The organism is Novosphingobium resinovorum (assembly GCF_001742225.1).
In the GTDB taxonomy this organism is placed as follows: Bacteria; Pseudomonadota; Alphaproteobacteria; order Sphingomonadales; family Sphingomonadaceae; genus Novosphingobium; species Novosphingobium resinovorum_A.
The window spans coordinates 1,615,069-1,640,676 of record NZ_CP017075.1; the positions used below are offsets into that span (position 1 = coordinate 1,615,069).

Here is a 25,608-nt window from a genome sequence, read left to right on the forward strand (position 1 = left end):
CAAAAACTCCCTTTGGTGTGCCCGCAAGTGAGGCGAAAAAAGATGATCAGTGAAGGTTCTCGGCGTCGTTGAGATAGACGCAGGTGAGAAGAGCGAAGACGTAAGCCTGGATGCCGGCGACCAGCAGTTCCAGCGCGCAGATGCCGACCATCAGCACGAAGCTGGGAATGCCGGCGATCGCGAACATGATCGGGCCGTTGTTGCCGCCCGAGATCACGAAGCTGGAGAGCACTTCGAGCAGCACGTGTCCGGCCATCATCGCGACGAACAGTCGCAGGCCGAGGCTGAACGGGCGCACCAGGAACGAGATCAGCTCGACCACGAAGATGATCGGGATCATCAGCGCCGGCGTACCGTGCGGCACGAAAAGCGAGAAGAAGTGCAGCTTGTGCTTGGCGAAGCCGACGATCAGCACAATCGAGAACGACAGCACCGCAAGAACGCCCGTGGCCGAGAAGTGGCTGGTGAAGGTGAAGGCGTGAACGCCCAGCACGCCCAGCGGCATCAGGCCGAGGAAGTTCGCGAAAAGGATGAACATGAACAGCGAGAAGATGTACGGAACGTACTTCTTACCGTTCTTGCCGACGTTCGCGGCGAGCATGCCGTCGATGAAACCGGTGAAGGTTTCCACCGCCATCTGCCAGCGACCGGGCACCAGTTGACGCTTCATGCCGCCCGCAACGAACACGATCAGCGCGAGGGTGGCGATGGCCATCCACAGCGCACTGTTGGTGAAGGCGATATTGTAACCGGCAATGTTCCAGTCCGCGCCCGCCAGCTTTTCAAGCTGGAACTGGTGCATCGGATCGAGCTTCGCTTCGGCTGCCACGCGATTACCCCTGTCGCCTATTGAACTACAGCGCCCCACTCCCCAATTCGCGGGTCAGTCAGGACGCTGGTTCGTAATCCTTAGTATGTTCCTGAAGGCAATACCAATTCCCACGAACAGCATCACCATCAGACTCAAGGCCATATATCCGCTGAAATGGCCGATGAGCCATCCCAGGAACAGACCGCCCGCGACACCTCCCAGCAATTCCGAAAGCACCCGGTTGCCCATGCGATAGCTCGCATCGGTTTCCGCGCCGGCCTTCGGTCGGTTGCGTTCCTCTTCCCGCTCGCGAAGGGCCTTCAGCCTTTCGTCGAGCGAATCGATGCGCGCATCCTCGCCAACAGGGTCTCGTGCAGGTTGCTCGTCGGTCATGTCACGTCCTCCTCACGATGACAGGAACGTTAGACACAAACGACGGCTGCCCGCCAAGAGCACCGGCCCCTTAGGGTGGGGCTTATCCCGAGTCAACCGGGGCGGCGGCTCCTCAGCGCCTGTTGTTGACAGGACACGGGGCGAAGATGCGACACGGATGAAGTAGAACTGCGGCGATCCACCCAATACCGCAATGGCGATGCAGCCGGAATGGACGCGAAAAAGGCCGGAAAAGCGTGCCCGCCTCCGGCCTTTTCTTGATTCGTCAGTGCGGTGACGAAAGTGTTGAACGCCTGTGACCTAGTACTTTTGGCCGCGCCCCGTTTTCACCGCCTCATGGATATCAATGTCACGGGCAGCGCGGGTCCAATTCCGGCGCACCGGCGCCGCGCGTCTTCCACGAACCGTCGAGGCCCTGGTACTTCTCGCCGGGCTTGGTGTCGCGGATCAGCTTGCAGCCGGTGGTGAAGGCGTATTCCTCGATGGTGCTCTTGCCCTGGGCGGCGGTGGTGTAGACCGAGCGGCGCTTGTTGTTGATGTCGCGGACCATGGCGGAGATGTCCCCGCCGCCGCTGATCACGCCGAGATAGCCGTCGCGCTGCTCGCCGACCTGCCCGGCCGCGCGCGCAGCGACGTATTCCGGCGAGCGCTGCGCATAAGCCGTGGACGCACCGGCGACGGCGAGAACCGTTACAGCTGCGGCGGCAATGAAACGAATGCTCGTCATCAGAAAATGCCCTTGTTCTCGTCCACCGTCTTGGCCGCGTCGGCGGCTAGGCGGTAGACGACTTCCTGCCGGATGTTGATGTTGAGTTCGATCACGATCGGCTTGTCGGGGGCTGCAACCTGAATGCAGCCTCCGAGACCGAAAGCGACCGCCATCACCGTCGCGGCCATCATTGCGGCGCGAACGGCGCGCCTGCCGGACCGTGTGCCCACCTGCTGCTCTGTCGAATACCCGTCGATCATCACCGGGCTTGTCGCAGCCGGAGGGCTTCCGGTCAATTCCGAGGGCATCATGGCTTTTTCTCGCTGACTGGAGGCTGAATAGCGCCGGATGGAGCCGAAGTCGGTTTGGGGGGCGCCAGATTGAGCGTCGCATCGGGCGCGGTGGTCGAGCGCGTCCCGTCCGTATTGAGCAGGCCGAGCACCCTCGGGTCCGTCACGTACGTCGGATCGTAGAGCGAACGCATCGAGCCGAACAGGCTGAAGAACGGCGCCTTGATGTTGACGATGAAGCGGAGCGGCAGCTTCGCGATCTGCTTGGTGATGAAGTTCTTGCTGGCGCCCTGCCCCTGGCTGAGCCCGTCGAAGCTGATCTTCGTGACGATATCGCCCGAGAGCGAACCGCCCAGCCCGATCTCCATCTTCTTGTAGTTCACCGACTTGAGCGCGTCGAAGGCGTAATTGCCCATGGCCGACAAGTCCTTGTACGTCAGCGCGCCGACGTAGGAGACGTTGCCGCCGGGATCGCGCGAGCGAAGGAAGCCGTTTTCGATCCGGCCGCCGTTTTCGTCGAAGATGAGCGGAAGCTCGCCGTCGAATATGCCGCTGGCGTTGATGTTGGTGAGTTCGAGATGCTGCACGAAGTCCGCCGCGTCGAGGCCCGTGACGCGCAGCGTGTAGTAGCGTGTTTCCGCCGCCCCGATCTGCATCTTCGCCGGGTCGAGGGTCAGCGTACCGTCCATGAACGGCCACTTTCCGCCGTGGACGATGAGGTTGTAGCCGGGGCGTATCTCGTAGGAGAGCGTGCCGTCGGTCACCTCGATGCCCGGGTTCATGGAGGCGATGCGTACGTTCTGATTCGGCGCGGTAACCATGCCGAGGAGGTCGGTGAACACCACCTCGCCCGACAGCCCCCGTAGCGGACCGAAAGCGGCTGCGAAATCGACGCCGTCAGTGGAGAAGCGGCCACGGCTGGTCACGCTCTTCGGGTTCCAGTCGATCCGCCCGGTGCCGCGCACGACGCCCTTGAGGTCGGACACTACGCCCAGCACCAGCCGCGAGAGCGCGTCGGGCTGCAGCTTGTCGTCGAAGACAATCCCCTCGACGGCGAGATTCGCATGACCGTCGGCCCTCGACAGATCGTGGACGATGTCGGCGCGGACGACCGCCCGGTCGCTGCTCGGCTCGCGGAGCAGGGCCTGCGCGGTGATGCGGTTGTCGGCCAGTTGCAGCGTCGCGTCGCGCGCCACCATCGGCTGGAAGCGTGCCACCTGTTGGCGGTCCACCAGCGTGAACTGTGCGCCCTCGATCGAGGCCACGCCGCTGGCATAGCGCCAGCGGCCCGCAGCCTGCCGCATGTCCAGCGGTACGGCGGCAAGGCTGATGTCGGCCTGATCGAAGGTGCCCGCGATGTCCTTGCCGATCTGCCCGTCGAGATGGCTGACGAGGAAGTGCGATGCGGTGTCCGCCGGGCCAAGCGCCACGTTGATGGCGCTGGCCTTGAGGACACCGGGCCTGCCCCCGCCCATCGCGAAGCCGAGCGGCCCGCTGGCGATCCGGATCGGCGTCTCGCCAAGGTGCCCGGACAAGTCGAGCGCGGTCATGCCTGCCGCGAGCAGCAGGTTGTCGGGGCGCCCTTCCACGATCGCCCCGCCGCGCGCCGGGCACAGGGTGAGCTTGCGCTTGTCGATGGTCAGGTTGGAGAAGCTCAGGGCATCGAACGCGACGTCGGTGCAGCGGCGCCACACGGCGAGCCTGCCGTCCGCGCCCCATCGGCCATCGACCGGAAGCTGCAGGTTGCGCGTGTTGCCGCCCGGAAGATCGCCGCTGAGGACGACCTGCCCGTTGAAGGAGAGCGCGCCGTCTGGCGCCTGCTCCAGCGACAGCCTCGGCACGCCGACCATCGCCGATCCGGCGCGGTAATCCGTCATCGTCGCGCGCATGGCGAGGTGGCCGTCGTCGCCGCTCTCCATCCGCCCCCACGCCTGCGGCAGCCCTCGCCCGCCGGTCGTGAAGTTGCCGTTCACCCTCGGCACGCCGCCCTTGCGGCCGAACATCGCCTGCACGCGCGAAAGCGACAGCACCGACTCGCCGCTGCCGCCCTTCAGCGACCCGCGCGTGACGACGACGCTGAGGCCCTCGCGCGAATTGCGCACGAGGAGGCCCGCATTGATCGTACTGCCACGCATCTCGCGGCCGAGCGCCTGCCGCACTTGCGCCGTGATCGGCGCGCCGAGGGTTCCGGCGGCCGCCTGCTGCGCTGAGAGCAGTGCGCGGTCCACGGTATTGCCAAGCGCCAGTTCCCTGCCGGTGAGGTCCGCGTCCACATCGAATCGCGCGATGCCGCCGGTGGAGCGCGCGCGCCCTTCGAGGGTGACTTCGCGCATCCGCGCCTGCGGCGTGTCGAGTCCGCGCCCGGTAACCCGGTACGTCGCGCTCAAGGCGTTGCCGCGATAGGTGAACCGCCCCGAGCCGCTCGCTCCAGCCAGCTTTTGAACCCCGAAGCGCGCGGCTCCGGCGGAAAGGCCGAGCTTGCCCGAAGCCCCGTCGAGCGCTTCGTCGAGCGTCACGTCCAGTTGCACACCGGCCTTGGCCAGTCGCAGATCCTGCGATGGGCACGACAGGCTGTCCAGCCGCACCGGCCCCTCGAATCGCGGCTTCGCGGCCGAAGTCGTCAACTTGCCGTAAATCGTCGCGCGCCCGGTCGAGCAGCCGCCGCCGGTGAGCGCGGGCGACAAGGCCGCCAGTTCGCCGGAGAACCCGCCGCGCAATTCGCCTTCACCCGCCAGCTTGACGCCGATGCGGCCGTGGTCGCTGTCGATCAGGGCGCGCCCGTCGACAACCGCAAGGTCGAGGTCGGGCATCTCGAACGGCCCGCCCTTGCCGCTGAACAGCGCCTTGTCGAGACTGCCGAAGCTGGCCTTGCCGCCGCGCCACGAACCGTAGAGGCGCGGCTTCACCACGGTGATCCGGCCGATACCGGGAAGTCCCCAGGAAAGGCGCGTCGCCACCCGCAGTTCCTGCACCGTCAGGTCCGGCCGCGCCGGATCGCCGATGACGAGGTTCCGAATCACCTGCTCCGAGGGTCCGATCCGCACGATCTCGTAGCGGGCATCGAGGCCCAGCGAATCGAGTTCGCGCTCGATGAGGTTCGCCGCGATCTCCTCGCGCGATAGCCAGGCAGCACCCAGCGCCGCCGCCAGCAGGCCGCCCACCACAAGCACGGGAGCGCCCCAGCGCCTGCGCCAACTGTGGCCGCTCCGAAAGCGCCCACGCGAAGAAAGGCCCCCGGTAGCGGCCTCGTCGGTGTCCGGGGTCTGGTCGATCTCTTGCGACATCCGATCGTTCACTTGCGCCGGGCGGACGGGAAAGGCAATTGTTTGTACGCAGCATGGACGGACAACCTCCCCTCTTCGATGAACGCCCCCTCCCCCTCAGGGAGGCGCGCGGCGATTTTGCCAATGATTCGAGCGGCCACCGCGCACGGTTGCGCAAGCGGTTGCTCGATGGCGGGGCGGAGGCTCTGGCGGATCATGAGGTCATTGAACTCCTGCTGATGCAGGCCGTTCCGCGCCGCGACATGAAGCCGCTCGCGCGCAGCCTGATCCATCGCTTCGGCTCGCTCGCAGGGGTGCTGCAGGCCGAGCCGCGCGCCCTCGCCGCCCACCCCGGCATGGGCGAGGCCACCGCCGCGGCGCTGCGCGTGGTCACCGTCGCCGCCACCCGCATGGCCCGCCAGAAAGTGCGCGAGGCACCGGTGCTGTCCTCGTGGCACGCGCTCATCGACTACCTGACGATCGATATGGCGCACCTGACGGTCGAGCGCGTCCGCGTCCTCTACCTCAATGCCCGCAACATGCTGATCCTCGACGACCTCGTCGGCGAAGGCTCGATCGACGAGGCCGCGATCCACCCGCGCGAGGTGATCCGCCGCGCGCTCGACCTTGGCGCCACGGCGCTGATCCTCGTCCACAATCACCCTTCGGGCTCGCCGCAGCCGAGCCGGGCGGACATCGACATCACCAACCGCATCGCCGAGGCCGGTCGCCTGCTCGGCGTCTCCGTCCACGACCACGTGGTGATCGGACGCGAGGGCCACATGTCACTGCGTGCCAAGGGACTGATCTGACACCATGTGCGTCGCGGCCGTCGCCTGGGATGCCCATCCCAACTGGCTCCTCGTCGTGGCGGGCAACCGCGACGAGTTCCATGCCCGTCCCGCCGCGCCGCTCGCGCACAGGCCGGACGGCATCATCGCCGGGACCGACCTCACCGGCGGCGGCACCTGGCTGGGCGTCACCGAAGAAGGCCGCTTCGCCCTCGTCACGAACTACCGCGTGCCGGAAGGCTCGCAGCCCGGCCGTCCCTCGCGCGGGAAGCTGGTAACGGATCTGCTGGAGGGCGCGCTCCCGGACACGCTGACCGACGCGATGGCGCAGATGAATCCGTTCAACCTGATCCTGGCCGATACGGGCGAGGCCTCGTTCCTCACCAATCACCCGCAGGTCGAGGCGCGGCCGCTGTCTCCGGGAATCCATGGGCTGTCGAACGGCGGTTTCGACGTGCCCTGGCCCAAGACGCTGCAGGTGGGGGAAGCGATCGAACGGTGGCTGGAAAATGGATCGTCCGATCCCGCGCCGCTCCTCGACGCGCTGCGCGACGAGACACCCGCACCGGCGCCCGCACGCCCCGAACTCGGCCCCGAACCGCGCTTCGCGCCGGTTTTCATCCGCGATGCGACTTACGGTACGCGGTGCAGCACGGTGATCATGATCGACCGCGCAGGCCGGGGCGCGATCGCCGAGCGCAGCTTCGATGCCGACGGTGCCCGCACCGGCGACGTCCGGATCGACTTCGCCTGGCCCGGCATCGGAAGCCGGTAGATCGCCGCGCAAGCGCCTTGCCTTTCGCGCCCGCGCCGCCTAGCGGCACCGGCACGAATTGGCCGCTACCCGCGTCAGCTGCAAGGAGTCGAACATGGTCCCCCGCTACGCCCGCCCCGCGATGACCGCGATCTGGGAACCCGAAGCCCGCTATCGCATCTGGTTCGAGATCGAGGCCCATGCTGCCGTCAAGATGGGCGAGATGGGCACCGTCCCCGCCTCCGCCGGCAAGGCGCTGTGGGACTGGTGGGCGACCAGCCCGAAGATCGACGTCGCCGCGATCGACGCGATCGAAGCCGTGACCAAGCACGACGTCATCGCCTTCCTCGACTGGGTGGCGCAGCAGGTCGGCCCCGAGGCGCGCTTCATGCACCAGGGCATGACCAGTTCCGACGTGCTCGACACCACGCTGAACGTGCAACTGGTCAAGGCCGCCGACATCCTGCTCGCCGACCTCGACGCCCTGCTCGCCGCGATCAAGCGCCGCGCCGAGGAGCACAAGTACACCCCCACCATCGGCCGCAGCCACGGCATCCACGCCGAGCCCGTCACCTTCGGCCTCAAGCTCGCCGAAGCCTATGCCGAGTTCGCCCGGTGCCGCATGCGCCTCGTCTTCGCGCGTGAGGAAATCGCGACCTGCGCGATCTCGGGCGCGGTCGGCACTTTCGCCAATACCGACCCGGCCGTGGAACGGTACGTCGCCGACCAGCTGGGCCTCGGGATCGAGCCGGTCTCCACGCAGGTCATCCCGCGCGACCGTCACGCGATGTTCTTCGCCGTGCTGGGCGTCATCGCCAGCTCGATCGAGCGCCTTGCCGTCGAGGTCCGCCACCTGCAGCGCACCGAAGTCCTGGAGGCCGAGGAATACTTCTCGCCCGGCCAGAAGGGCTCGTCGGCGATGCCGCACAAGCGCAACCCCGTGCTCACCGAGAACCTCACCGGCCTCGCACGCGTGGTGCGTTCGGCCGTCGTCCCCGCCATGGAGAACGTGGCGCTGTGGCACGAGCGCGACATCTCGCACTCCTCGGTCGAGCGCTTCATCGGCCCCGACGCGACGATCACCCTCGACTTCGCTCTGGCGCGCCTGACTGGTGTGATCGACAAGCTGCTGATCTATCCTGCGCGCATGCAGAAGAACCTCGACCGCATGGGCGGCCTGGTCCACTCGCAGCGCGTGCTGCTGGCGCTGACGCAGGCGGGCCTGACCCGCGACGAGAGCTACCGCCTCGTCCAGCGCAACGCGATGAAGGTGTGGGAATCGGACGGCCAGCTCTCGCTGCTCGAACTGCTCAAGGCTGACCCCGAAGTCGCTGCCGCCCTTCCGGCCGAAGTGATCGAGGACAAGTTCAACCTCGACTACCACTTCAAGCACGTCGACACGATCTTCGCCCGCGTGTTCGGCTGAGCCGATCGTCGTCCCGGACTTGATCCGGGACCGCTGGCTGTCTTTAGATGCGCGCTGTCGATAAGGCGCCTGGCCGAGAGCAATGTTGTTCTCGGCCAGCGGTCCCGGATCAAGTCCGGGACGACGGCGGAATCCCTTCCCTTGCGGAAAATTCACGCCTAGCATCGCCGGGAAAGCAGGAGGAACAATGCAGGTCATCCGCACCATCGCATGGGTCGTGCTCACCGCCGTGCTCGTCGCATTCATCGCGATGAACTGGACCAAAGTGCCGGTAAACTTCTGGCCTCTGGCAGACGGCAACTACTTCCACTTCGAATGGCCGGTCGGCGTCGTCGCGCTGCTCTTCTTCGGGCTGGGCATGCTGCCGGTGTGGGCTTACCTGCGCGCCGTGCGCTGGCGGCTCAACCGCCGCATCGCCAGCCTCGAGAACTCGCTGCGCGCCACCTCGATGCCCTCGCTCGCCGAAGCGCACGAAGCCGTGCTCGTCACCCCAATCGAAACCCCGTCGGAAATCGAGAAGTCATGAACCGCAATCCCGTCTACCTCGCCCTCGACCTCCCTCGCCTCGACGCCGCAGAAGCGCTGGCGCGCAAGGTCTCGGGCCATATCGGCGGGATCAAGCTGGGCCTCGAATTCTTTTGCGCCCACGGCCACCACGGCGTCCATGAACTGCACAAGGTGGGCCTCCCCATCTTCCTCGACCTGAAGCTGCACGACATTCCCAACACCGTCGCTGGCGCGATGCAGGCGATCCACGTGCTGCAACCCTCGATCGTCACCATTCACGCCGCCGGTGGCCGCGCCATGATGGAAGACGCCAAGGCCGCCGCCGGTGAAAACTGCAAGGTCGTCGCCGTCACCGTGCTCACCAGCCTCGACGGAGACGACCTCTCCGCCATCGGCGTGAACGCCAACCCCTACGACCAGGCCCTGCGCCTCGCCGACCTCGCTCACTCGGCGGGCCTCGACGGCATCGTCTGCTCGGGCCACGAAGTCGGCGCGGTGCACAAGCAGTGGAAGGACGGCTACTTTGTCGTCCCCGGCCTGCGCCCGGCAGACGGCAAAGTCGGCGACCAGAAGCGCACCGTCACCCCGCGCGAAGCCCGCGATGCAGGCGCCAGCGTGCTCGTGATCGGACGGCCAATCAGCCGCGCGGAGGATCCCCTCGCAGCGGCGAAGGCTATCGAGGCTACTCTTTAAGAACGGAAAAAGAGGATTCTGGGGCCATCGCCCCAGACCCCTTTACTGTCATCGTTGTGCGCGCAGCAGCGTCGCGTCCACATTGCGCCGCAGGCTATTGGTCTTCCAACACAGCCTCATTGCCGTACGATGCTGCGCGCCCGACCTCGACGGGTCACGGGGTGCAGGGGTGGTAAACCCCTGCTTCCTCCTCTGCTCACCTTAACATTCGCACACTTCACCGTTCAGCCCTTCGCAACCTCGCTCCGTCCAGATCGTTGTCCACCGAACAACCCCCGGGAGTGCGACCCCATTATGAAGACCCTGAGCCTGCTCGCCGCCACGGCTATGGCAGCATCCGCCCCTACCGCCTTCGCCCAGCAGGCCCCTGCTCCCGCCATCGAGGCCGGGCACACGATGCTCACCGTCACCGCCGAAGGTTCGTCCACGCGCGAGCCCGACATGGCGAACTACAGCGCCGGTGTGACCACGCAGGGCACGACTGCCAGCGAGGCGCTTTCGGCCAACTCGGCGCAGATGACCAAGGTGATCGCCGCGCTCAAGCGGGCCGGGATCGCCGACAAGGATGTCCAGACCAGCAACCTCAACGTCAATCCGGTCTACGCCCAGCCCAAGCGCCTGCCCGATGGCTCTTACGAGGACGACGGCCAGCAGCGCATCGTCGGTTACCGTGCGAGCAATTCGGTCTCGGTCCGCCAGCGCAAGTTGCAGGACATGGGCAAGGTGATCGACGCGCTCGTCACCGCCGGTGCGAACCAGGTCAACGGCCCGAACTTCATGCTCTCGCAGCCCGAGGCGGCGATGGACGAGGCGCGTGTCGAGGCGATGAAGTCCGCCCGTGCCCGCGCCGAACTCTATGCCAAGGCATCGGGCCTGCGGGTCGCGCGCATCGTCTCGATCAGCGAGAGCGGCGGTTATTCGCCGCAGCCGGTGATGTTCGTGCGCAAGGAGGCCCGTGACATGGTCGCCGCCGCCGCGCCGCCGCCGGTCGCTGCGGGCGAGTTGGAGATGAACGTCAATGTGACGGTGCAGTTCGAACTGGCGCCGTGATCGACCATCAATTGACCATCATCTCGTTCGATTGAATGTGATAGCCGACGAGCGCGAGCTTGTCGGCTTCACTTTTTCGGAACACGAATTGCTCGGTTCCACTACCGCGTTCGAACACGGTTTCGTTGGTTGTCGTGGTGAAGCTGCCGATGGTGCTGGCGTTGCGGTTCCAGCCGACCTGCTTGCTCGACTTCACGTTGCCCAGCTTGCGATGGACCGCGTCGAGCAGGGCGACGAACTGCTTCTGTGTGGTGGCCTTGCGCATGTCCGGCCCGGTCGCATCCCAGATCGCCTGCGAGCGGCCTGCGTCCAGCGCCTGGTGGAAACGGACCACTTCTGCGTCGGCTTGCTGGATCGACTCCTTCACGCTGCAACCGCCGAGCATTGCCGCTGCGAGGAATGGCATTAGATAGCGGCCCAACCGATTCACTTCACGTCCTTCATTTCATGCAGGACCGCAGCTTAGGGCAAGGCGCGCATATGCCAACAGCGGCAATCAAGATTTGCGGTATCAGCACCGCCGCTTCGCTGGAAGCGGCCATCCGCGCCCGCGCCGCGCACATCGGCCTGGTGTTCTTCGCCAAGAGCCCGCGCGCGGTGAGCCCGGTGCAGGCGGCGCAGCTTTCGGCGCGCGCGGCGGACCGAATCGGCCGCGTCGGTCTGTTCGTGGACGCCGACGACGCGCTGCTCGGCGAGGCCGTGGGCGCGGCGAAGCTCGACGCGCTGCAACTCCACGGGTCCGAGACGGCCGAACGCGCCGCGCAGCTGCGTGCCCGCTTCGGCATCCCCGTATGGAAGGCATTGTCCGTCGCCACCTCCGACGACGTCACCCGCGCGAACGCCTACGCGGGCGCCGCCGATGTTGTCCTCTTCGACGCCAAGACGCCCAAGGGCGCCCTGCCCGGCGGCATGGGCCTCAGCTTCGACTGGGGCCTTGTCGCGAATTGGAAGGGACCGCTGGCATGGGGCCTCGCGGGGGGCCTCGACCCGGCGAACGTCGCCGAGGCCATCCGGCTGACAGGAGCGCCGCTGGTCGATACCTCCTCGGGCGTGGAGAGCGCGCCGGGCGTGAAGGACGAGGCGCGCATTGCCGCCTTCTGCGCGGCGGTTCGATCGGCCTGACCCAACCTTTCGTCATTGCGAGCGTAGCGAAGCAATCCAGGGCGACTCAACAAGATTGCTCTGGATTGCTTCGCTACGCTCGCAATGACGAAGGCCAGACGAAGAAAGGGGCGGCCCGTCGGACCGCCCCTTTCCTGGCTTACACTGCTTTCGCAGCGATCAGATCCGTGGGATCAGAACTTGACGCCCACGCCCACGAGGCCGCGGTCGGCGTCGGGGGTGTTGTCGCCGACCAGCAGGTGCTGGTATTCGGCCTTCACGTAGTAGCGCGAGCCCATGTCCTGCTGGACGCCGCCACCGACGCCCACGGCACTGTTGCAGTACTTGCAGTTCTTCGATTCCCAGTCGGCCAGCGCGTAGACCTTGGTGCCCGGGATCGGCTGCACGCCGATGCGGCCGCCAGCGCCCCACGAAACGCGGGTGTTGTCGGTCAGGATCTTGTCGGCCGAACCCTGCACACCCACGAAGAGCTTGTCGCCCAGGTCGTAGTCGTAGCCGGCGGCGACACCTGCAACTGCGTCGCTGTTGCTACCGTCCCAGATCACACCGCCGCGTGCTTCGACGCGAGCCTCGTTGGCCAGGGCGGGAGTGGCAGCGGCCACGGCAGCAACCGCGGCGAGCGAAACAAGTGCAATACGCATATTATATAACTCCAAGTATTCCTGCGATCCCGACCCTCATCGGGGTTATCGTCGGGAGCCCCGCCGCTGGACCCCGTCACCTTTCAGTCAGATGAACGGTAAATTCTTGGAATCGTTCAAAACGTCACAAAACTGCAGTTTATGCCGGTTAGGTGCTTTTGCCGATTTTCAGTTGCATTGTTTGCAATTGAATGTCCGCCAGGCGATCACCAAGCCCCTGTAGGCACCCATGGTTTTCCGGCGTTCCCGGGGCAAACATGGCCCCTCTCCTCAAGGCGTCTGGACAAGCGCGGGGGGGTCTGCCAAGCGCCGGATCATGACCGTTCAGAGCCCCAATTCGCTTCGTTCGTACCCCGATGAGTCGGGTCACTTCGGCCAGTTCGGCGGACGCTACGTCGCCGAGACGCTGATGCCGCTGATCCTCGACCTGGAAAAGGAATACCGTGCCGCGAAGCTGGACCCGGCGTTCCAGGCCGAGTTCGACGATCTGCTCAAGAATTTCGTCGGCCGCCCCAGCCCGCTCTATCCGGCGCCGCGCATCACCGAGCATTTCCGAAAGCTCGCGCCCGAGGGCAAAGGCCCGAAGATCTACTTCAAGCGCGAGGATCTGAACCACACCGGCGCGCACAAGATCAACAACTGCATCGGCCAGGTTCTGCTCGCCATGCGCATGGGCAAGACCAAGATCATCGCCGAGACCGGCGCGGGCCAGCACGGCGTCGCCACCGCCACCGTCGCGGCGCGCTTCGGCCTGTCCTGCACGATCTTCATGGGCGCCAAGGACGTCGAGCGTCAGGCGCCCAACGTGTTCCGCATGAAGCTGCTCGGCGCCGAAGTGGTGCCGGTCACCAGCGGCGCGGAAACGCTCAAGGACGCGATGAACGAGGCGCTGCGCCACTGGGTCGCCAACGTCCACGACACCTTCTACATCATCGGCACCGCCGCAGGTCCGCACCCGTACCCGGAACTCGTCCGCGACTTCCAGAGCGTGATCGGCACCGAAACGCGCGAGCAGATTCTCGAAGCCGAAGGCCGCCTGCCCGACATGCTGGTGGCGGCCGTGGGCGGCGGATCGAATGCGATCGGCATGTTCCACCCCTTCCTCGACGACGCGGACGTGGCGATGGTCGGCATCGAGGCCGCCGGTCACGGCATCGAGAGCGGCCAGCATGCCGCCTCGCTGATGGGCGGGCGTCCGGGCATCCTCCACGGCAACAAGACCTACCTGCTGCAGGACGAGGACGGCCAGATCACCGAGGCCCATTCGATCAGCGCCGGTCTGGACTATCCCGGCCTTGGCCCCGAACATTCGTGGCTGCACGAGGCGGGCCGCGTGAAGTACGTGCCGATCACCGACACCGAGGCGCTTGAAGCGTTCCAGCTGTGCTGCGCGCTGGAGGGCATCATCCCGGCGCTCGAAAGCGCCCACGCCCTCGCTGCACTGCCGCAGCTGACGGCTCAGCTGGACGCGGACAAGCTGCTCGTCGTCAACGTCTCCGGGCGCGGCGACAAGGACATCTTCACCGTCGCCGAGGCGCTGGGGGTCGAGCTTTGAAAAAGGGCGGGTGGCAACGGTCGCTGATCGACGCCGCCGTGCTCTGGATGGCGGTGTTCCCGGCAATCAAGGTCCTCGCCGACCTCGTCCGGGTGCGCTCCTTCGACCTTTCGGGCGCGGGCTATTACTGGGCCTTCGCCTTTCGAGGAAGCTGGAGCGACATCGCCGTCAGCCTCGCCTACCTCGCCGTTTTCGTCGGCCTGACCGCCGCCATTCTCCGCTATTCCGGAAAGACGCTGTTCTCCTGATGACCCGCTTCGAAACCGCTTTCGCCAAAGGCCCCGCGCTCGTCTGCTTCATCACCGGGGGCGACGGCGACACCGCATCGAACCTCGACGCGCTCGTCGCGGGCGGCGCCGACGTGATCGAGCTGGGCATGCCCTTCACCGATCCGATGGCGGACGGTCCGGCGATCCAGGAAGCCAACTTGCGCAGCCTCGCCAAGGGCACGCGCACGGCCGACATCTTTCGCATCGCCGCCGAGTTCCGGCAGCGTCACCCCAACGTGCCGCTGGTGCTGATGGGCTACGCCAACCCGATGACCATCCGCGGCCCCGAGTGGTTTGCCGAGGAATGTGCCAAGGCCGGCGTCGACGGCGTGATCTGCGTCGACATCCCCAGCGAGGAAGACGCCGCCCTCGGCCCGGCGCTGCGTGAAAAAGGCGTGTCGCTGATCCGCCTCGCCACCCCGACCACCGACGCCGCGCGCCTGCCCAAGGTGCTGGAGGGCTCCTCGGGCTTTCTCTACTACGTCTCGGTCGCGGGCATCACCGGCATGCAGCAGGCGGCGCAAGGCTCGATCGAGGACGCGGTGGCGAAGCTCAAGGCCGCCACCGACATTCCCGTTGCGGTCGGCTTCGGCGTCCGCACGCCCGAACAGGCGGCGGCGATTGCGAAGGTCGCGGACGGCGTGGTCGTCGGCTCGGCCTTCATCGATATCGTCAAGCAGCATGGCGATGCCGCGCCCGGGCCGCTGCAGGACTATACCGCATCGCTCGCCGAGGCGGTGCATTCCGCTCGATAGAGCCAAGCCGATGGGGCTTCGACAAGCTCAGCCTGAGCGGTGTTGGAGGCTTACGCCACTTCCGCTCACCCGGAGCTTGTCACAGGGTCGGACACAGCCTCTCGAAGCCCCCACGCGCAAGGCGCCGTCGAGGACACCATGAAAGACTTCGCCGTGTCGGACTCCCCCGCCGTACAGGCCCAGCTCGATCGCCTTGCCGCGCTGTCGCTGCCGCAAGGCCGCATCGGGCTTGAGGCGATCCGCACACTGCTGGCGCGCCTCGGCGATCCGCACTTGCGCATCGCGCCCGCGTTCCACGTCGCGGGCACCAACGGCAAGGGGTCGACCTGCGCCTTCCTGCGCGCGATCCTGGAGGCGCAGGGGTACAAGGTCCACGCGATCACCAGCCCGCATCTGGTGCGCTACAACGAACGCATCCGCATCGCGGGCGAACTGGTCGGCGACGACGAACTCGCCAGCCTGCTGGCCGAAGTGCTGGACGCGGCGCACGATCTCGAAGTCAGCTTCTTCGAGACGACGATCGCCGCCAGCTTCCTCGCCTTCGCGCGCCATCCGGCGGACGTCTGCGTGATCGAGGTCGGCCTCGGCGGCCGGTTCGACGCGACCAACGTGCTGCCCGCACCGCTGGTCTGCGGCATGGCGACGCTGGGCATCGACCACGAACGCTTCCTCCTCGCCCCCGAGGACGGCACGCCCGCCGAGCCGCTCACCCGCATCGCCTTCGAGAAGGCGGGCATCCGCCGTCCGCACGTGCCGCTGGTGACGCAGAACTACCCGCACGAAGTCGCCGCGTTCCTGCAATCCCTCGCCGCTTCAGAGGACGTACCGCTGCAGTCGCGCGATGCCGAGTGGAAGGCGCAGGTCACCCGCGACGCCATCTGGTTCGAGGACCGCCACGGCTCTTTGACCCTCCCCCTGCCCGAGATGCCCGGCGCGCACCAGGCGGACAACGCCGCCCTCGCCGTCGCCATGCTGCGCGCGCAGGATGTGCTGAAGATTGATCCTCACGCCTTCGCCGAGGGCATCCGCGCCGCGCGCTGGCCCGCGCGGATGCAACTGCTGGGCGACGGGCCGCTGACCGCGCTCGTCCCCGGCACGCCGGTCTGGCTCGACGGCGGGCACAACCGCGACGCGGGGCTGGCGCTGGAAGCATTCCTGCGCGAACGGGGGCAGGCGCCGCATCTGATCCTCGGCATGATCGCGGGCAAGGACCCCGCCGCGCTGCTCGATCCGCTCCACCGCCTCGTCGAAAGCGTGACGCTGGTGCCGGTGCCGGGGCATGACTGCCACCCGCCCGAGGCGTTCGCGGGCTGGTCGCTGCCGACGTCCTCCGCGCCGGATGTGGCGACGGCGCTGCGCGATCTGGAAAAGCTGGCCCCACGCGCCGTGCTGATCGCGGGTTCGCTCTACCTTGCGGGCGCGGTGTTGCGGGACAACGGCGAAGTGCCGGATTGAGGCGAAGGCGATCCCATCCCGCTGCGACTAGGCGATAAATCGCCAAGTCTCGCTCCCCTCCCGCTTGCGGGAGGGGTTGGGGGTGGGCCTTCTGCTGTTACTCTACCTCGCCCGCAGACCCCAGCGCCTGATCGACGAGCCCTGTCCGGCTCAGCCACCAGAACAGCGCGATGCCGGGCAGCGACGCCACCGTGGTGAGCAGGTAGAAGTTCACGTAGCCCATGGCCTCGATCAGCGCGCCCGCCGTCGTGCCGGTGGCGAGCCGCCCGACGACGCTCGCTCCGGCCGAGATCAGCGCATACTGCGCCGCCGTGTAGCGCAAGTCGCACAGCGCCGAGAAATAGGCGATCACCACGACGCCGCCGTAGCCCGAGGCGATGTTCTCGAAGCCGATGGCGCCCGCCATGCCCCAGTTGCTGTGCCCGGCCGCAGCCAGCGCCGCGAAGCTGAGGTTCGACACACCCATCAGCACCAGCGAGAGCATCACCGAACGCTTGAGGCCCATGCGCGCATAAGCGACGCCGCCGATGAACACGCCGATCATGTAGGCCCAGAAACCCAGGCCGATGTCATAGATCGCGATCTCGTCGTTGCTGAAGCCGAGGTCGTCGAACAGCAGGCGGAAGGTCAGGTTCGCCAGCGTGTCGCCGATCTTGTGGACGAGGATGAACAGCAGCACGAGAAACGCGCCGTTGCGGCGGAAGAACTCCCCGAACGGCCCGGCGATCGAGGACCAGACTTCGGCCAGCCCCTTCTTCTCGACCACCACCTTGCGGCGCTCCGGCTCGCCCAGCACCAGTGCGGTGAGCATGGCGGGCAGCGCGAAGACGGCGCATGCCGCATAGCCCACGCCCCAGCCGTAGCGCGCCGAAAGCACCAGCGCGAGCGCGCCCGCCCCCGCCGAGCCGATGCGCCAGCCGTACTGGCTCATGCCCGACCCGGTGCCGAGCTGGTAGGGCTTGAGCGTCTCGATGCGGTAGGCGTCGATGACGATGTCGAAGCTGGCGCCCGCCACGCCCACCAGCACGGCGGCGAGCACGGTCGCGCCGATGTCCGCCGCCGGATCGACCAGCGCGAGGTTGAGCACCGCCGCAATCACGGCAACCCCGCAGACCAGCATCCACGAGACGCGCTGCCCCATGCGGTGCAGGACCGGCAGGTGCACGCCGTCGACGATCCAGGCCCAGAACACCTTGAGATTGTAGACCAGGAACGCCAGCGTGAAGGCGGTAACGGTCTTCTTGTCGATCCCGTCCTGCGCCAGGCGCGTGGTCAGCGTCGCGCCGATCATCGCATAAGGAAAGCCCGAGGACAGGCCGAGCATGAACGAGGCGAGCGACTCCCGCTCGAAATAGGGCTTGATCGAATCCCCGACGCTGCGACGCTCTGCGATGGTATCGGCGTCCACGCCGGTCTCCTCATTTGCGGTTGCCGCCAACTTAGCGGCGGCGATCCGTAAGGGAAGGCTGGATGAAGCGGCGATCAACAGGTATGGGCCACGCATGTCCAAACCTCCCAGCAAGTCTTCAGGCGGCAGATCAGGCGGCTCCGGCCGTGGCCGCGATTCCGGTTCCTCTTTCGGCGCGGGTCCGCGTGGCGGCTCTTCGCGAGGCGGTGCATCGCGTGATGGCGGCCCCCGCTACAACGCCGGAAGCGGCAGTGCACGTGGCCGCACCGGCCGCGATGACGGTCACGACGCGCCCCGCGGCGACGCTCCGCGCGGCGGACGCGGGCGCCGTGAAGCCCCCCGTATCGGCAGCCGCGAGGACTTCCGCAATGAATTCCCGCGCCGTGGCTCCAGAGACGGTGGGCGTGACGGCGCCTCCCGCGATGCTGGTCCGCGCGATGCCGCTGCCCGCGATGGCGCCCGTACCGGCGCCCCGCGTGGCGATCGTCCGCGTGAGGATACCCCGCGTGGCGGTTCCTACCGCAGTGGTCCGGGGCGCGACGGCGCGCCGCGTTCAGAGCGTGCGCAAGGCGGCGGATCGCGCGATGCGACCTATCGCAGCGGACCTGCACGTGATGGCGCCCGCTCCGATTCCCGCGACGGCGAACGCGGCTATCGTCCGCGCCGCGACGATCGCGCATTCGGCTCGGATCGCGGCCCACGCCCTGCCCGCCCGACCGGCCCGCGTCCCAACCTCAAGCCCGGCGCCGCCCCGCGCGCCGCCGCGCCGACGCCCAAGGACCCCTCGCTGCCTGCCCGCGAAGGCGAGCGCGTCGCCAAGCTGCTCGCCCGCGCCGGCGTCGCCAGCCGCCGCGAGGTCGAGCGCCTGATCATCGAAGGCCGCGTCACGCTGGACGACGTGGTGATCGAAACGCCCTCGACCGTGCTCACATCCTTGCGCGGTGTCGCGGTGGACGGCAATCCGATCGCGGAAGCCGAAGGCACGCGCCTGTTCCTGTTCCACAAGCCGTCGGGCCTCATCACCGCCGAGCGCGATCCGGCGGGCCGCCCGACGATCTACACCGCGCTGCGCAACGCCCTGCCCGAAGGCACCGGCCGCGTGATGCCGATCGGCCGCCTCGATCTCAACACCGAGGGCCTGCTGCTGCTGACCAACGACGGCGAGTTCAAGCGCCAGCTCGAACTGCCCGCCACCGGCGTGCCGCGCACCTACCGCGCGCGTACTTTTGGCGACATCACGCAAGAACAGCTCGAACAACTGATGGAAGGCATCGAGGTCGACGGCGTGATCTACGGCAAGATCGACGCCAACATGGAGCGCCGCACCGGTCGCAACCAGTGGATCGAGATGACGCTGACCGAAGGCAAGAACCGCGAAGTGCGCCGCGTGCTCGAAGCGCTCGGCCTGCAGGTCAGCCGCCTGCTGCGCACCGCCTACGGCCCCTTCCGCCTCGGCGACATGCCCAAGGGCATGGCGGGCGAGGTTTCGCAGCGCGACCTCGAAAACTTCCGTAAGAGCCTGCCGAGCCAGAATCCTTCGAGAACGCAGGCATGAGCGGAAACCTGCGCATCATCGCGGGAGAATGGCGCGGCCGCAAGCTGGCCGCACCCGAGGGCGACACCACCCGCCCTACCGCCGATCGCACGCGCGAGACGCTGTTCTCGATGCTGGTCAGCCGCCTCGGCGATTTCGAGGGGCTGAAGGTGGCGGATCTTTTCGCCGGCTCGGGCGCGCTGGGGCTCGAAGCCCTGTCGCGCGGGGCGGCGCACTGCCTGTTCGTCGATCAGGATGCAGGCGCGATCCGGGCGATTCGCAAGAACATCGCCAACCTGCAGGCGCAGCCGCGCAGCGACGTGCGCGCCTCCTCGGTGATGTCGCTGGGGACCGCAAAGGAGCCGCTCGACCTCGTGCTGCTCGACCCGCCTTACGATACCGGCGCGGGTCAGGTGGCGGTGGACAAGCTGGCGCGGCTCGGCTGGATCGGCGAAGGCACTTGGGTGAGCCTCGAAACCGGTAAGGGTGAAAGCGTGGCGATCAAGGGCTTCGAAGCCGACGCCACGCGTGATGTCGGCAAGGCCAGGCTGCACCTCCTGCGCCGTACATCTTGACATTTATAACCAAATAGGATATATACCCCAACATCCGAGCGGTGATGTACAAGCCGCTTTCGGTGTATCGGGTCGGCGTCGTGGGCCGGGATGCGGTTTCAGCCGTAGCTACGCAAACCACGCGTCCATCGAAGACCCGGACTGTCTCTGCGCTACCGGAAACGCCGTCCATACGTTCCTGCGACACACGGCAGGACTTGGGACGGCCATCCCGGATAGCCTTCGGCCGATAACGCTGCGAACCCTAACGATGGCCACATGGGACTTTCCGATGGAATACAGGTCGAGCCGGGCTGCACCGTGAGTTACCCGGCCGCTCGCCAGAGCTTCACGGAAAACAAAACACCGCGTCCCGGTGAGGACGCTCCCGACGCCGACCCGATGTTCACTTCGGTTGCGTTGAATTCCCCGGCGTAATGCCTGCACTCGCCAGCGGGCGTTTCTGCGTGCGCTAACTGCACGCACAACCCCGTAATCCCAGCGAAGGCTGGGACCGCTGGTCGTGTAAAGCCCAACCCTTGGCAGGGCGTCCTGACGATAATTGGCCGTAACAGGCCAGCGGTCCCAGCTTTCGCTGGGATGACGGGATTTGTGGGATGACGGGCTTTGTTTGCAAATCCCTCCCCGAGCTTGTCCCGGGAAGGAATTTACACGTCCTACTTCCCGCCGCGATTGCGGCAGCCATCGGTCACCGTCTTGCTGCAGACCGGATAAGTCTTGTCCATCGCGGTCGCAGGCGGCGGGGTCAGCGCGCCCTTGTACGGACCGCCCTGATAGTTCTCATCCGCAGGCATCGCCGGGCGCGCGGCCTGGTTCGCGGCTTGCGGATCGGGGACGCCTTCGGTCGGCACGCCCGGTCCCGGAGGGTTGGCCTGCCCCGGAGGCGTCGCAGGCGTCTCGCCCTTGAGCTGCTGCAGCACCGAATTCCAGGCCATCTGCCGCTGTTCGGGTGTCATCTTGTAGATCTGGCCGCGCTGGTCGGCCGTCAGCGCCCAATAGCCCTTTTGCTGATCCATGCTCAGCGTCCAGTAATAGACCTTGTAGTCGTTCGGCCAGCTTTCGTAGTCGGACTTCTGCGCCGGGGTCCAGCTGTCGTACGTGGCCTGTTGCTCGGGCGTGAGCGTCGGCGCGGCGCTGGAGGCGGCGGGAGGCGCCATGGCCGGAGCCGGAGCAGATGGCGGCGCGGCGGGCATTTCGGAAGTGGCGGGGGCGGCAGGGTCGCTCTGGGCATGGATGGCGGCGGGGACCACCAACAGGCTGAGGGCAGCAGAGCCGGCGAGCAGAACTTTACGCATTTCTCACTCTCCGTTTATGTCTTCGTTGTGATCGAACGACGAAGCGCACCGGCAATTGTTCCTCCGCTGCGACGAACCGGGCTTGCACCGGGCCATGCCGTTCCCTAGTTGTTCACGGTGAACAACCTGCAAGCTCCCTCCTCTGATCCGCTGATCGACGGCCTCAACGATCCCCAGCGCGAGGCCGTGCTGACGACCGAAGGCCCCGTGCTGATGCTCGCGGGCGCGGGCACCGGCAAGACGGCGGCGCTCACCCGCCGCCTCGCCCATCTCGTGCACAGTCGCCTTGCCTGGCCGAGCGAGATCCTGTGCGTCACCTTCACCAACAAGGCCGCGCGGGAGATGCGCGAGCGGGTCGGCCACCTGATCGGCCCGGCGGTGGAGGGCATGCCCTGGCTCGGCACCTTCCACGCCGTCGCCGCCAAGATGCTGCGCCGCCACGCCGAGCTGGTGGGCCTGCAGAGCAACTTCACGATCATCGACACCGACGACCAGCTGCGCCTGCTCAAGCAGCTGATCCAGGCCGAGGGGCTGGACGAGAAGCGCTGGCCCGCGCGCCAGCTGGCGGGCTGCATCGATCGCTGGAAGAACCGCGGCCTGAACCCGCAGGACCTCGACGCCGGAGAGAACGAAAGCTACGCCAACGGCAAGGGCCAGAAGTTCTACAAGCTCTATCAGGACCGGCTGAAGGCGGTGAACGCCTGCGATTTCGGCGACCTGCTGCTGCACATGCTCAACATCCTGCGCACCCACCGCGATGTGCTCGAGCAATACCAAAACCGCTTCAAGTACGTCATGGTGGACGAATATCAGGACACCAACCAGGTCCAGTACTTGTGGCTACGCCTGATCGCGCAGGGCCGCCAGAACATCTGCGTGGTCGGCGACGACGACCAGTCGATCTATTCCTGGCGCGGCGCCGAAGTGGCCAACATCCTGCGCTTCGAGAAGGACTTCCCCGGCGCCAAGGTCATCAAGCTGGAGCAGAACTACCGCTCCACGCCGCAGATCCTCGCCGCCGCATCGGGCCTGATCGACGAGAACACCCAGCGCCTAGGCAAAACCCTGTGGACCGAGCGCCACGCGGGCGACAAGGTGCAGGTCGTCGGCGTCTGGGACGGGCCGGAGGAAGCCCGCCGCGTCGGTGACGAGATCGAGCGGCTGGAGCGTCAGGGCGCCCCGCTCGACCAGATCGCCATCCTCGTGCGCGCGCAGTACCAGACGCGCGAATTCGAGGACCGATTCATCTCCATCGGCATGAAGTATCGCATCGTCGGCGGCTTCCGCTTCTACGAACGCGCGGAGATCCGCGACGCGCTGGCATACTTGCGCGTGATCGCCCAGCCGGCCGACGACCTCGCGTTCGAGCGCATCTACAACGCCCCCAAGCGCGGCCTCGGCGCCAAGGCGCTGGAGGCGCTGCACCGGCTGGCGCGAAATCGCGGCATTCCGCTGTCGAACGCCGCGATCGAGATCGCCGACACCGACGAACTTCCCGCCCGCGCGCGCAACACCTTCCTCGCGCTGATGCGCGACTTCGCGCGCTGGCGCGACTTGTCCGCCACCGAAGGCCCCGCCGACCTCTTGCGCACCGTGCTCGACGAATGCGGCTACACCGACGCGCTGCAGGCGGAGAAGACCGCCGAGGCCAACGGGCGGCTTGAGAACCTCGTCGAACTTGCGCGCGCGATGGAGGAATACGACAGCCTCGGCGACTTCCTCGAACACGTCAGCCTCGTCATGGACAACGAGAACGCGGCCGAGGAGGAGAAGGTCACGATCATGACCATGCACGGCGCCAAGGGGCTGGAATTCGACAACGTGTTCCTGCCCGGCTGGGAGGAAGGCGTGTTCCCCTCGCAGCGCTCGCTCGACGAAGGCGGCCTCGCCAGTCTGGAGGAGGAGCGCCGGCTCGCCTACGTCGCGATCACGCGGGCGAAGAAGAAGTGCACGATCCTGCATGCGGCCAACCGGCGCATCTACGGCCAGTGGACCAGTTCGATCCCCTCGCGCTTCATCGCCGAACTGCCTGAGGAGCATGTCGACTCCGAGACGACGCTGTCGGGCGGCGCCTCGCTGTGGCGGGCGCAGTGGTCGGAGCACGCCGATCCCTTCGCCGACGTGGCGCGGATGCAACCCTCGCGGATCGTCACGCGCGGCCCCGGCTGGCAGCGCGCTGCCGCCAAGGAATACGACGCCAGCCCCAAGCGCGTGGTCGAAAGCACCCGCTCCGCCGCCAGCTTCGCCGCCAAGCCGCGCTCCGACATCGCCGTGGGCGCGCGCGTCTTCCATGAGAAGTTCGGCTACGGCGCGGTGATGGCGCAGGAAGGCAACAAGCTGGAGATCGAATTCGAGCAGGCGGGCAACAAGCGCGTGCTCGACAGCTTCGTGAAGCCGGCGTGACGGATTCGTCGTCGCGGACGGCTTGCAGGTGCGCGCTATCGGCGGGGGCTTCGACAAGCTCAGCCTGAGCGGTATCGAGATCAGGTCTTTAAATTCCGCTCAGGCTGAGCTTGTCGAAGCCCCCTCGCCCTCTCGATCGCCTCCAATTACCGCGCCCGCGATTACCGTCAGCCGGGTGGTGATTGCCTCCCGCTCCTCACGCTATACACTGGTTCAATACGAACGAGAGTAACAGCGAGAGGTATTGGGAAGTGCTCAAATCAGCAGACGGCGGCCTGCGGCCGGTGCCGTTCCCGATCGACGATCCCGAACGCATCCCGGTCAAGCGCTACTACGACCCCGAATTCTACCAGGCCGAGCTGGACCACTTGTGGCCCAACGTCTGGCAGATGGCCTGCCGCGAGGAGCAGATTCCCGAGGTCGGCGACTGGATCGAGTACGAGAACGTCGGCAGATCGGTCATCATCGTGCGCACCAGGACCGGCGTGAAGGCCTTCAACAACGCCTGCCGCCACCGCGGCGTACCCTTCGCGGGCGGATCACCACTGGGCTCCTCGCACGCGACGGCGCATGGCAACTGCGCGAAATCGGGCTTCGTCTGTCCCTTCCACGGCTGGCGCTGGAACATGGATGGCGAGAACACCATGGTCTACGGCAAGCACCTGTTCTCCGAGCGCCAGCTGGACGAGGACGACATCAACCTCATCCCCTGCCGCGCCGAAGTCTTCGGCGGCTGCGTATGGATCAACCACGATGACGACGCGCCCTCCGTTCGCGAGAGCATCGGCCCGTTGGCGGAGCGGCTGGAAGCACACAACCTGCACAAGCTGCGCGCGGAGTGGTGCTACGGCACCGTGCTCCCGGCAAACTGGAAGATCGCGATGGAAGCCTTCATGGAAGGCTACCACGTCATGCAGACGCACCCGCAGCTGCAACACGCGGTGCCGACCATGTACAATTCGATGTACGCGATGGCCGACAATCCCAGCCGCGCGCCTATGCTGGCCGACCCCGCGCTGACCCTCGAGGAAAACATCGCCGCGCAGATCAAGAACATGGAACTGCTCAGCGAAGGCATGGCCGGCATGCTCCACGAGAAGGAAGTGGAGATCGCCAGATCGCTCCAGCACGCGACGCAGGGGCTGCCCGAGGACAAGAGCCAGGCCATGATGATGTGGCTGGGCATGGTCATGCACCAGGTCTCGGCCCAGTTGAAGGAACGCGGCGAACCGATTCCCGACCTCATCGCGGTGTCGCAGTCGGACCCGATCAACGCCGTCGAGTTCCTGTTCCCGAACTATTTCCTGCTGCCTTACTTCAGTTCGATGTCGGCCTACCGCATTCGCCCGCTGGGGCCGGAAAGCTGTTTCTTCGAACTGTGGTCACTGACCTTCTTCCCCGAAGGACAGGAGCCCGAGCCGGTCATGGAACCCATCGTGCTTCCATTCGACAGCCAGGACTTCCCGCCGATCCCCCGGCAGGACTACTCCAACATCCCGCTCCAGCAGAAGGGCCTGCACGCCTCGGGCTTCGAGTTCATGCGCCTCTCCAGCCAGGTCGAGGGGCTGATCAGCAATTACCAGCGCATCATCGACGGCTACCTCGCCGGCGTGCCGGGCGAGAAGCTGGCGGCGGCGAACAACAAGCTGGGCGGCAACTTCGACGGGAAGATCGAGGACCTGGGGTTCTGATACCAGAGCACCGCTTGCTTCAAATACCCCTGGTCATCCCCGCGAAGGCGGGGATGACGGGTGCGGGAACGCAAAAAGGCCCCGCAGGCGGAACCTGCGGGGCCTTTTTCATGTCACGATGCGCGAAAGATGGTGAGCCCGACAGGATTCGAACCTGTGACCCGCTGATTAAAAGTCAGCTGCTCTACCTACTGAGCTACGGGCCCCCACTGAAGCAT

Annotated in this window: 24 protein-coding genes and 1 tRNA gene; 15 read left to right on the forward strand and 10 right to left on the reverse strand. The window is 66.6% G+C overall.

The window, feature by feature from the left end:
* Window positions 1–46 precede the first annotated feature (46 nt).
* From BES08_RS07490 to BES08_RS07510, 5 genes are all read right to left on the reverse strand, one after another.
* Window positions 47–829, reverse strand: a complete 783-nt coding sequence (locus BES08_RS07490) for a F0F1 ATP synthase subunit A (RefSeq protein WP_008833284.1) — start codon at window positions 827–829, stop codon at window positions 47–49.
* 54 nt (window positions 830–883) lie between these two features.
* Window positions 884–1,204 (reverse strand): AtpZ/AtpI family protein, encoded by a 321-nt coding sequence (locus BES08_RS07495; RefSeq protein WP_008833285.1) that lies wholly within the window; start codon window positions 1,202–1,204, stop codon window positions 884–886.
* Between the two features lie 349 nt (window positions 1,205–1,553).
* Entirely contained in the window at window positions 1,554–1,931 is a 378-nt protein-coding gene (locus BES08_RS07500) for a YdbL family probable chaperone protein (RefSeq protein ID WP_008833286.1), read from the reverse strand.
* On the reverse strand, window positions 1,931–2,173 hold the full coding sequence (locus tag BES08_RS31730; RefSeq protein WP_051211603.1) for a YnbE family lipoprotein: 243 nt from the start codon (window positions 2,171–2,173) through the stop codon (window positions 1,931–1,933). The genes BES08_RS07500 and BES08_RS31730 overlap by 1 nt, the downstream gene beginning before the upstream one ends.
* 47 nt (window positions 2,174–2,220) lie before the next feature.
* Entirely contained in the window at window positions 2,221–5,487 is a 3,267-nt protein-coding gene (locus tag BES08_RS07510; RefSeq protein WP_008833288.1) for an intermembrane phospholipid transport protein YdbH family protein, read from the reverse strand.
* Between the two features lie 53 nt (window positions 5,488–5,540).
* Between BES08_RS07510 and radC the strand changes: the two genes are divergently transcribed.
* The 6 genes from radC to BES08_RS07540 all read left to right on the forward strand — a co-directional run bounded on the left by radC (window position 5,541) and on the right by BES08_RS07540 (window position 10,687).
* Window positions 5,541–6,278, forward strand: coding sequence for a RadC family protein (gene radC, locus BES08_RS07515; protein WP_008833289.1), 738 nt, complete (start codon window positions 5,541–5,543; stop codon window positions 6,276–6,278).
* A 4-nt stretch (window positions 6,279–6,282) separates the two neighbouring features.
* A complete protein-coding gene (locus tag BES08_RS07520) occupies window positions 6,283–7,032 on the forward strand; it encodes an NRDE family protein (RefSeq protein ID WP_008833290.1) in 750 nt (249 codons plus the stop codon).
* A gap of 94 nt (window positions 7,033–7,126) precedes the next feature.
* Complete coding sequence (purB, locus tag BES08_RS07525) at window positions 7,127–8,437, forward strand: adenylosuccinate lyase (protein ID WP_008833291.1); 1,311 nt, start codon at window positions 7,127–7,129, stop codon at window positions 8,435–8,437.
* Window positions 8,438–8,624: 187 nt separating this feature from the next.
* Complete coding sequence (locus BES08_RS07530) at window positions 8,625–8,963, forward strand: LapA family protein (protein WP_008833292.1); 339 nt, start codon at window positions 8,625–8,627, stop codon at window positions 8,961–8,963.
* On the forward strand, window positions 8,960–9,637 hold the full coding sequence (gene pyrF, locus BES08_RS07535) for an orotidine-5'-phosphate decarboxylase (RefSeq protein WP_008833293.1): 678 nt from the start codon (window positions 8,960–8,962) through the stop codon (window positions 9,635–9,637). The genes BES08_RS07530 and pyrF overlap by 4 nt, the downstream gene beginning before the upstream one ends.
* 294 nt (window positions 9,638–9,931) lie before the next feature.
* Complete coding sequence (locus tag BES08_RS07540; protein WP_008833294.1) at window positions 9,932–10,687, forward strand: SIMPL domain-containing protein; 756 nt, start codon at window positions 9,932–9,934, stop codon at window positions 10,685–10,687.
* 7 nt (window positions 10,688–10,694) lie between these two features.
* Here the strand turns inward: BES08_RS07540 and BES08_RS07545 are convergent, their stop codons facing one another.
* A complete protein-coding gene (locus BES08_RS07545; protein WP_008833295.1) occupies window positions 10,695–11,093 on the reverse strand; it encodes a DUF4019 domain-containing protein in 399 nt (132 codons plus the stop codon).
* A 74-nt stretch (window positions 11,094–11,167) separates the two neighbouring features.
* Between BES08_RS07545 and BES08_RS07550 the strand changes: the two genes are divergently transcribed.
* A complete protein-coding gene (locus BES08_RS07550) occupies window positions 11,168–11,809 on the forward strand; it encodes a phosphoribosylanthranilate isomerase (protein ID WP_008833296.1) in 642 nt (213 codons plus the stop codon).
* 173 nt (window positions 11,810–11,982) lie between these two features.
* Here the strand turns inward: BES08_RS07550 and BES08_RS07555 are convergent, their stop codons facing one another.
* Window positions 11,983–12,450, reverse strand: a complete 468-nt coding sequence (locus BES08_RS07555; RefSeq protein WP_008833297.1) for an outer membrane beta-barrel protein — start codon at window positions 12,448–12,450, stop codon at window positions 11,983–11,985.
* Window positions 12,451–12,766: 316 nt separating this feature from the next.
* Between BES08_RS07555 and trpB the strand changes: the two genes are divergently transcribed.
* The 4 genes from trpB to BES08_RS07575 all read left to right on the forward strand — a co-directional run bounded on the left by trpB (window position 12,767) and on the right by BES08_RS07575 (window position 16,484).
* Entirely contained in the window at window positions 12,767–14,005 is a 1,239-nt protein-coding gene (gene trpB / locus BES08_RS07560) for a tryptophan synthase subunit beta (protein ID WP_008833298.1), read from the forward strand.
* Window positions 14,002–14,253, forward strand: coding sequence for a hypothetical protein (locus BES08_RS07565; RefSeq protein WP_008833299.1), 252 nt, complete (start codon window positions 14,002–14,004; stop codon window positions 14,251–14,253). Before trpB ends, BES08_RS07565 begins: the two co-directional genes overlap by 4 nt.
* Window positions 14,253–15,029, forward strand: coding sequence for a tryptophan synthase subunit alpha (gene trpA / locus BES08_RS07570; RefSeq protein ID WP_008833300.1), 777 nt, complete (start codon window positions 14,253–14,255; stop codon window positions 15,027–15,029). Before BES08_RS07565 ends, trpA begins: the two co-directional genes overlap by 1 nt.
* 138 nt (window positions 15,030–15,167) lie before the next feature.
* Window positions 15,168–16,484: a bifunctional folylpolyglutamate synthase/dihydrofolate synthase gene (locus tag BES08_RS07575; RefSeq protein ID WP_008833301.1), complete on the forward strand. Its 1,317-nt coding sequence runs from the start codon at window positions 15,168–15,170 to the stop codon at window positions 16,482–16,484.
* A gap of 97 nt (window positions 16,485–16,581) precedes the next feature.
* Here BES08_RS07575 and BES08_RS07580 read toward each other — a convergent pair whose 3' ends face one another.
* Window positions 16,582–17,892: an AmpG family muropeptide MFS transporter gene (locus BES08_RS07580; protein WP_081798926.1), complete on the reverse strand. Its 1,311-nt coding sequence runs from the start codon at window positions 17,890–17,892 to the stop codon at window positions 16,582–16,584.
* A gap of 94 nt (window positions 17,893–17,986) precedes the next feature.
* Between BES08_RS07580 and BES08_RS07585 the strand changes: the two genes are divergently transcribed.
* Both BES08_RS07585 and rsmD read left to right on the forward strand, forming a co-directional pair.
* The gene (locus BES08_RS07585; RefSeq protein WP_069707999.1) at window positions 17,987–19,447 is read left to right on the forward strand and encodes a pseudouridine synthase; all 1,461 of its coding nucleotides are present in this window, start codon (window positions 17,987–17,989) and stop codon (window positions 19,445–19,447) included.
* The gene (rsmD, locus tag BES08_RS07590; protein ID WP_008833304.1) at window positions 19,444–20,001 is read left to right on the forward strand and encodes a 16S rRNA (guanine(966)-N(2))-methyltransferase RsmD; all 558 of its coding nucleotides are present in this window, start codon (window positions 19,444–19,446) and stop codon (window positions 19,999–20,001) included. Before BES08_RS07585 ends, rsmD begins: the two co-directional genes overlap by 4 nt.
* 656 nt (window positions 20,002–20,657) lie before the next feature.
* On the opposite strand, the gene BES08_RS07595 is transcribed toward rsmD, so the two are convergent.
* Window positions 20,658–21,296 carry a hypothetical protein gene (locus BES08_RS07595; protein WP_069708000.1) on the reverse strand — a complete coding sequence of 213 codons (639 nt, stop codon included), beginning with the start codon at window positions 21,294–21,296 and terminating at the stop codon, window positions 20,658–20,660.
* Between the two features lie 117 nt (window positions 21,297–21,413).
* On the opposite strand from BES08_RS07595, the gene BES08_RS07600 reads away from it, so the two are divergent.
* A complete protein-coding gene (locus BES08_RS07600; RefSeq protein ID WP_231958199.1) occupies window positions 21,414–23,699 on the forward strand; it encodes an ATP-dependent helicase in 2,286 nt (761 codons plus the stop codon).
* A 251-nt stretch (window positions 23,700–23,950) separates the two neighbouring features.
* Window positions 23,951–25,390: an aromatic ring-hydroxylating oxygenase subunit alpha gene (locus tag BES08_RS07605; RefSeq protein WP_008828428.1), complete on the forward strand. Its 1,440-nt coding sequence runs from the start codon at window positions 23,951–23,953 to the stop codon at window positions 25,388–25,390.
* Between the two features lie 130 nt (window positions 25,391–25,520).
* Here BES08_RS07605 and BES08_RS07610 read toward each other — a convergent pair.
* Window positions 25,521–25,596 (reverse strand) — tRNA-Lys (locus tag BES08_RS07610).
* Window positions 25,597–25,608: the final 12 nt, after the last annotated feature.

Excerpts from the sequence above, each read along its gene's own strand:
- BES08_RS07495 (WP_008833285.1), bottom strand. The coding sequence starts at position 1,204 with ATGACCGACGAGCAACCTGCACGAGACCCTGTTGGCGAGGATGCGCGC.
- BES08_RS07500 (WP_008833286.1), bottom strand. The coding sequence starts at position 1,931 with ATGACGAGCATTCGTTTCATTGCCGCCGCAGCTGTAACGGTTCTCGCC.
- BES08_RS31730 (WP_051211603.1), bottom strand. The coding sequence starts at position 2,173 with ATGATCGACGGGTATTCGACAGAGCAGCAGGTGGGCACACGGTCCGGC.
- BES08_RS07510 (WP_008833288.1), bottom strand. The coding sequence starts at position 5,487 with ATGTCGCAAGAGATCGACCAGACCCCGGACACCGACGAGGCCGCTACC.
- radC (WP_008833289.1), top strand. The coding sequence starts at position 5,541 with ATGGACGGACAACCTCCCCTCTTCGATGAACGCCCCCTCCCCCTCAGG.
- BES08_RS07520 (WP_008833290.1), top strand. The coding sequence starts at position 6,283 with ATGTGCGTCGCGGCCGTCGCCTGGGATGCCCATCCCAACTGGCTCCTC.
- purB (WP_008833291.1), top strand. The coding sequence starts at position 7,127 with ATGGTCCCCCGCTACGCCCGCCCCGCGATGACCGCGATCTGGGAACCC.
- BES08_RS07530 (WP_008833292.1), top strand. The coding sequence starts at position 8,625 with ATGCAGGTCATCCGCACCATCGCATGGGTCGTGCTCACCGCCGTGCTC.
- pyrF (WP_008833293.1), top strand. The coding sequence starts at position 8,960 with ATGAACCGCAATCCCGTCTACCTCGCCCTCGACCTCCCTCGCCTCGAC.
- BES08_RS07540 (WP_008833294.1), top strand. The coding sequence starts at position 9,932 with ATGAAGACCCTGAGCCTGCTCGCCGCCACGGCTATGGCAGCATCCGCC.
- BES08_RS07545 (WP_008833295.1), bottom strand. The coding sequence starts at position 11,093 with ATGCCATTCCTCGCAGCGGCAATGCTCGGCGGTTGCAGCGTGAAGGAG.
- BES08_RS07550 (WP_008833296.1), top strand. The coding sequence starts at position 11,168 with ATGCCAACAGCGGCAATCAAGATTTGCGGTATCAGCACCGCCGCTTCG.
- BES08_RS07555 (WP_008833297.1), bottom strand. The coding sequence starts at position 12,450 with ATGCGTATTGCACTTGTTTCGCTCGCCGCGGTTGCTGCCGTGGCCGCT.
- trpB (WP_008833298.1), top strand. The coding sequence starts at position 12,767 with ATGACCGTTCAGAGCCCCAATTCGCTTCGTTCGTACCCCGATGAGTCG.
- trpA (WP_008833300.1), top strand. The coding sequence starts at position 14,253 with ATGACCCGCTTCGAAACCGCTTTCGCCAAAGGCCCCGCGCTCGTCTGC.
- BES08_RS07575 (WP_008833301.1), top strand. The coding sequence starts at position 15,168 with ATGAAAGACTTCGCCGTGTCGGACTCCCCCGCCGTACAGGCCCAGCTC.
- BES08_RS07585 (WP_069707999.1), top strand. The coding sequence starts at position 17,987 with ATGTCCAAACCTCCCAGCAAGTCTTCAGGCGGCAGATCAGGCGGCTCC.
- rsmD (WP_008833304.1), top strand. The coding sequence starts at position 19,444 with ATGAGCGGAAACCTGCGCATCATCGCGGGAGAATGGCGCGGCCGCAAG.
- BES08_RS07595 (WP_069708000.1), bottom strand. The coding sequence starts at position 21,296 with ATGCGTAAAGTTCTGCTCGCCGGCTCTGCTGCCCTCAGCCTGTTGGTG.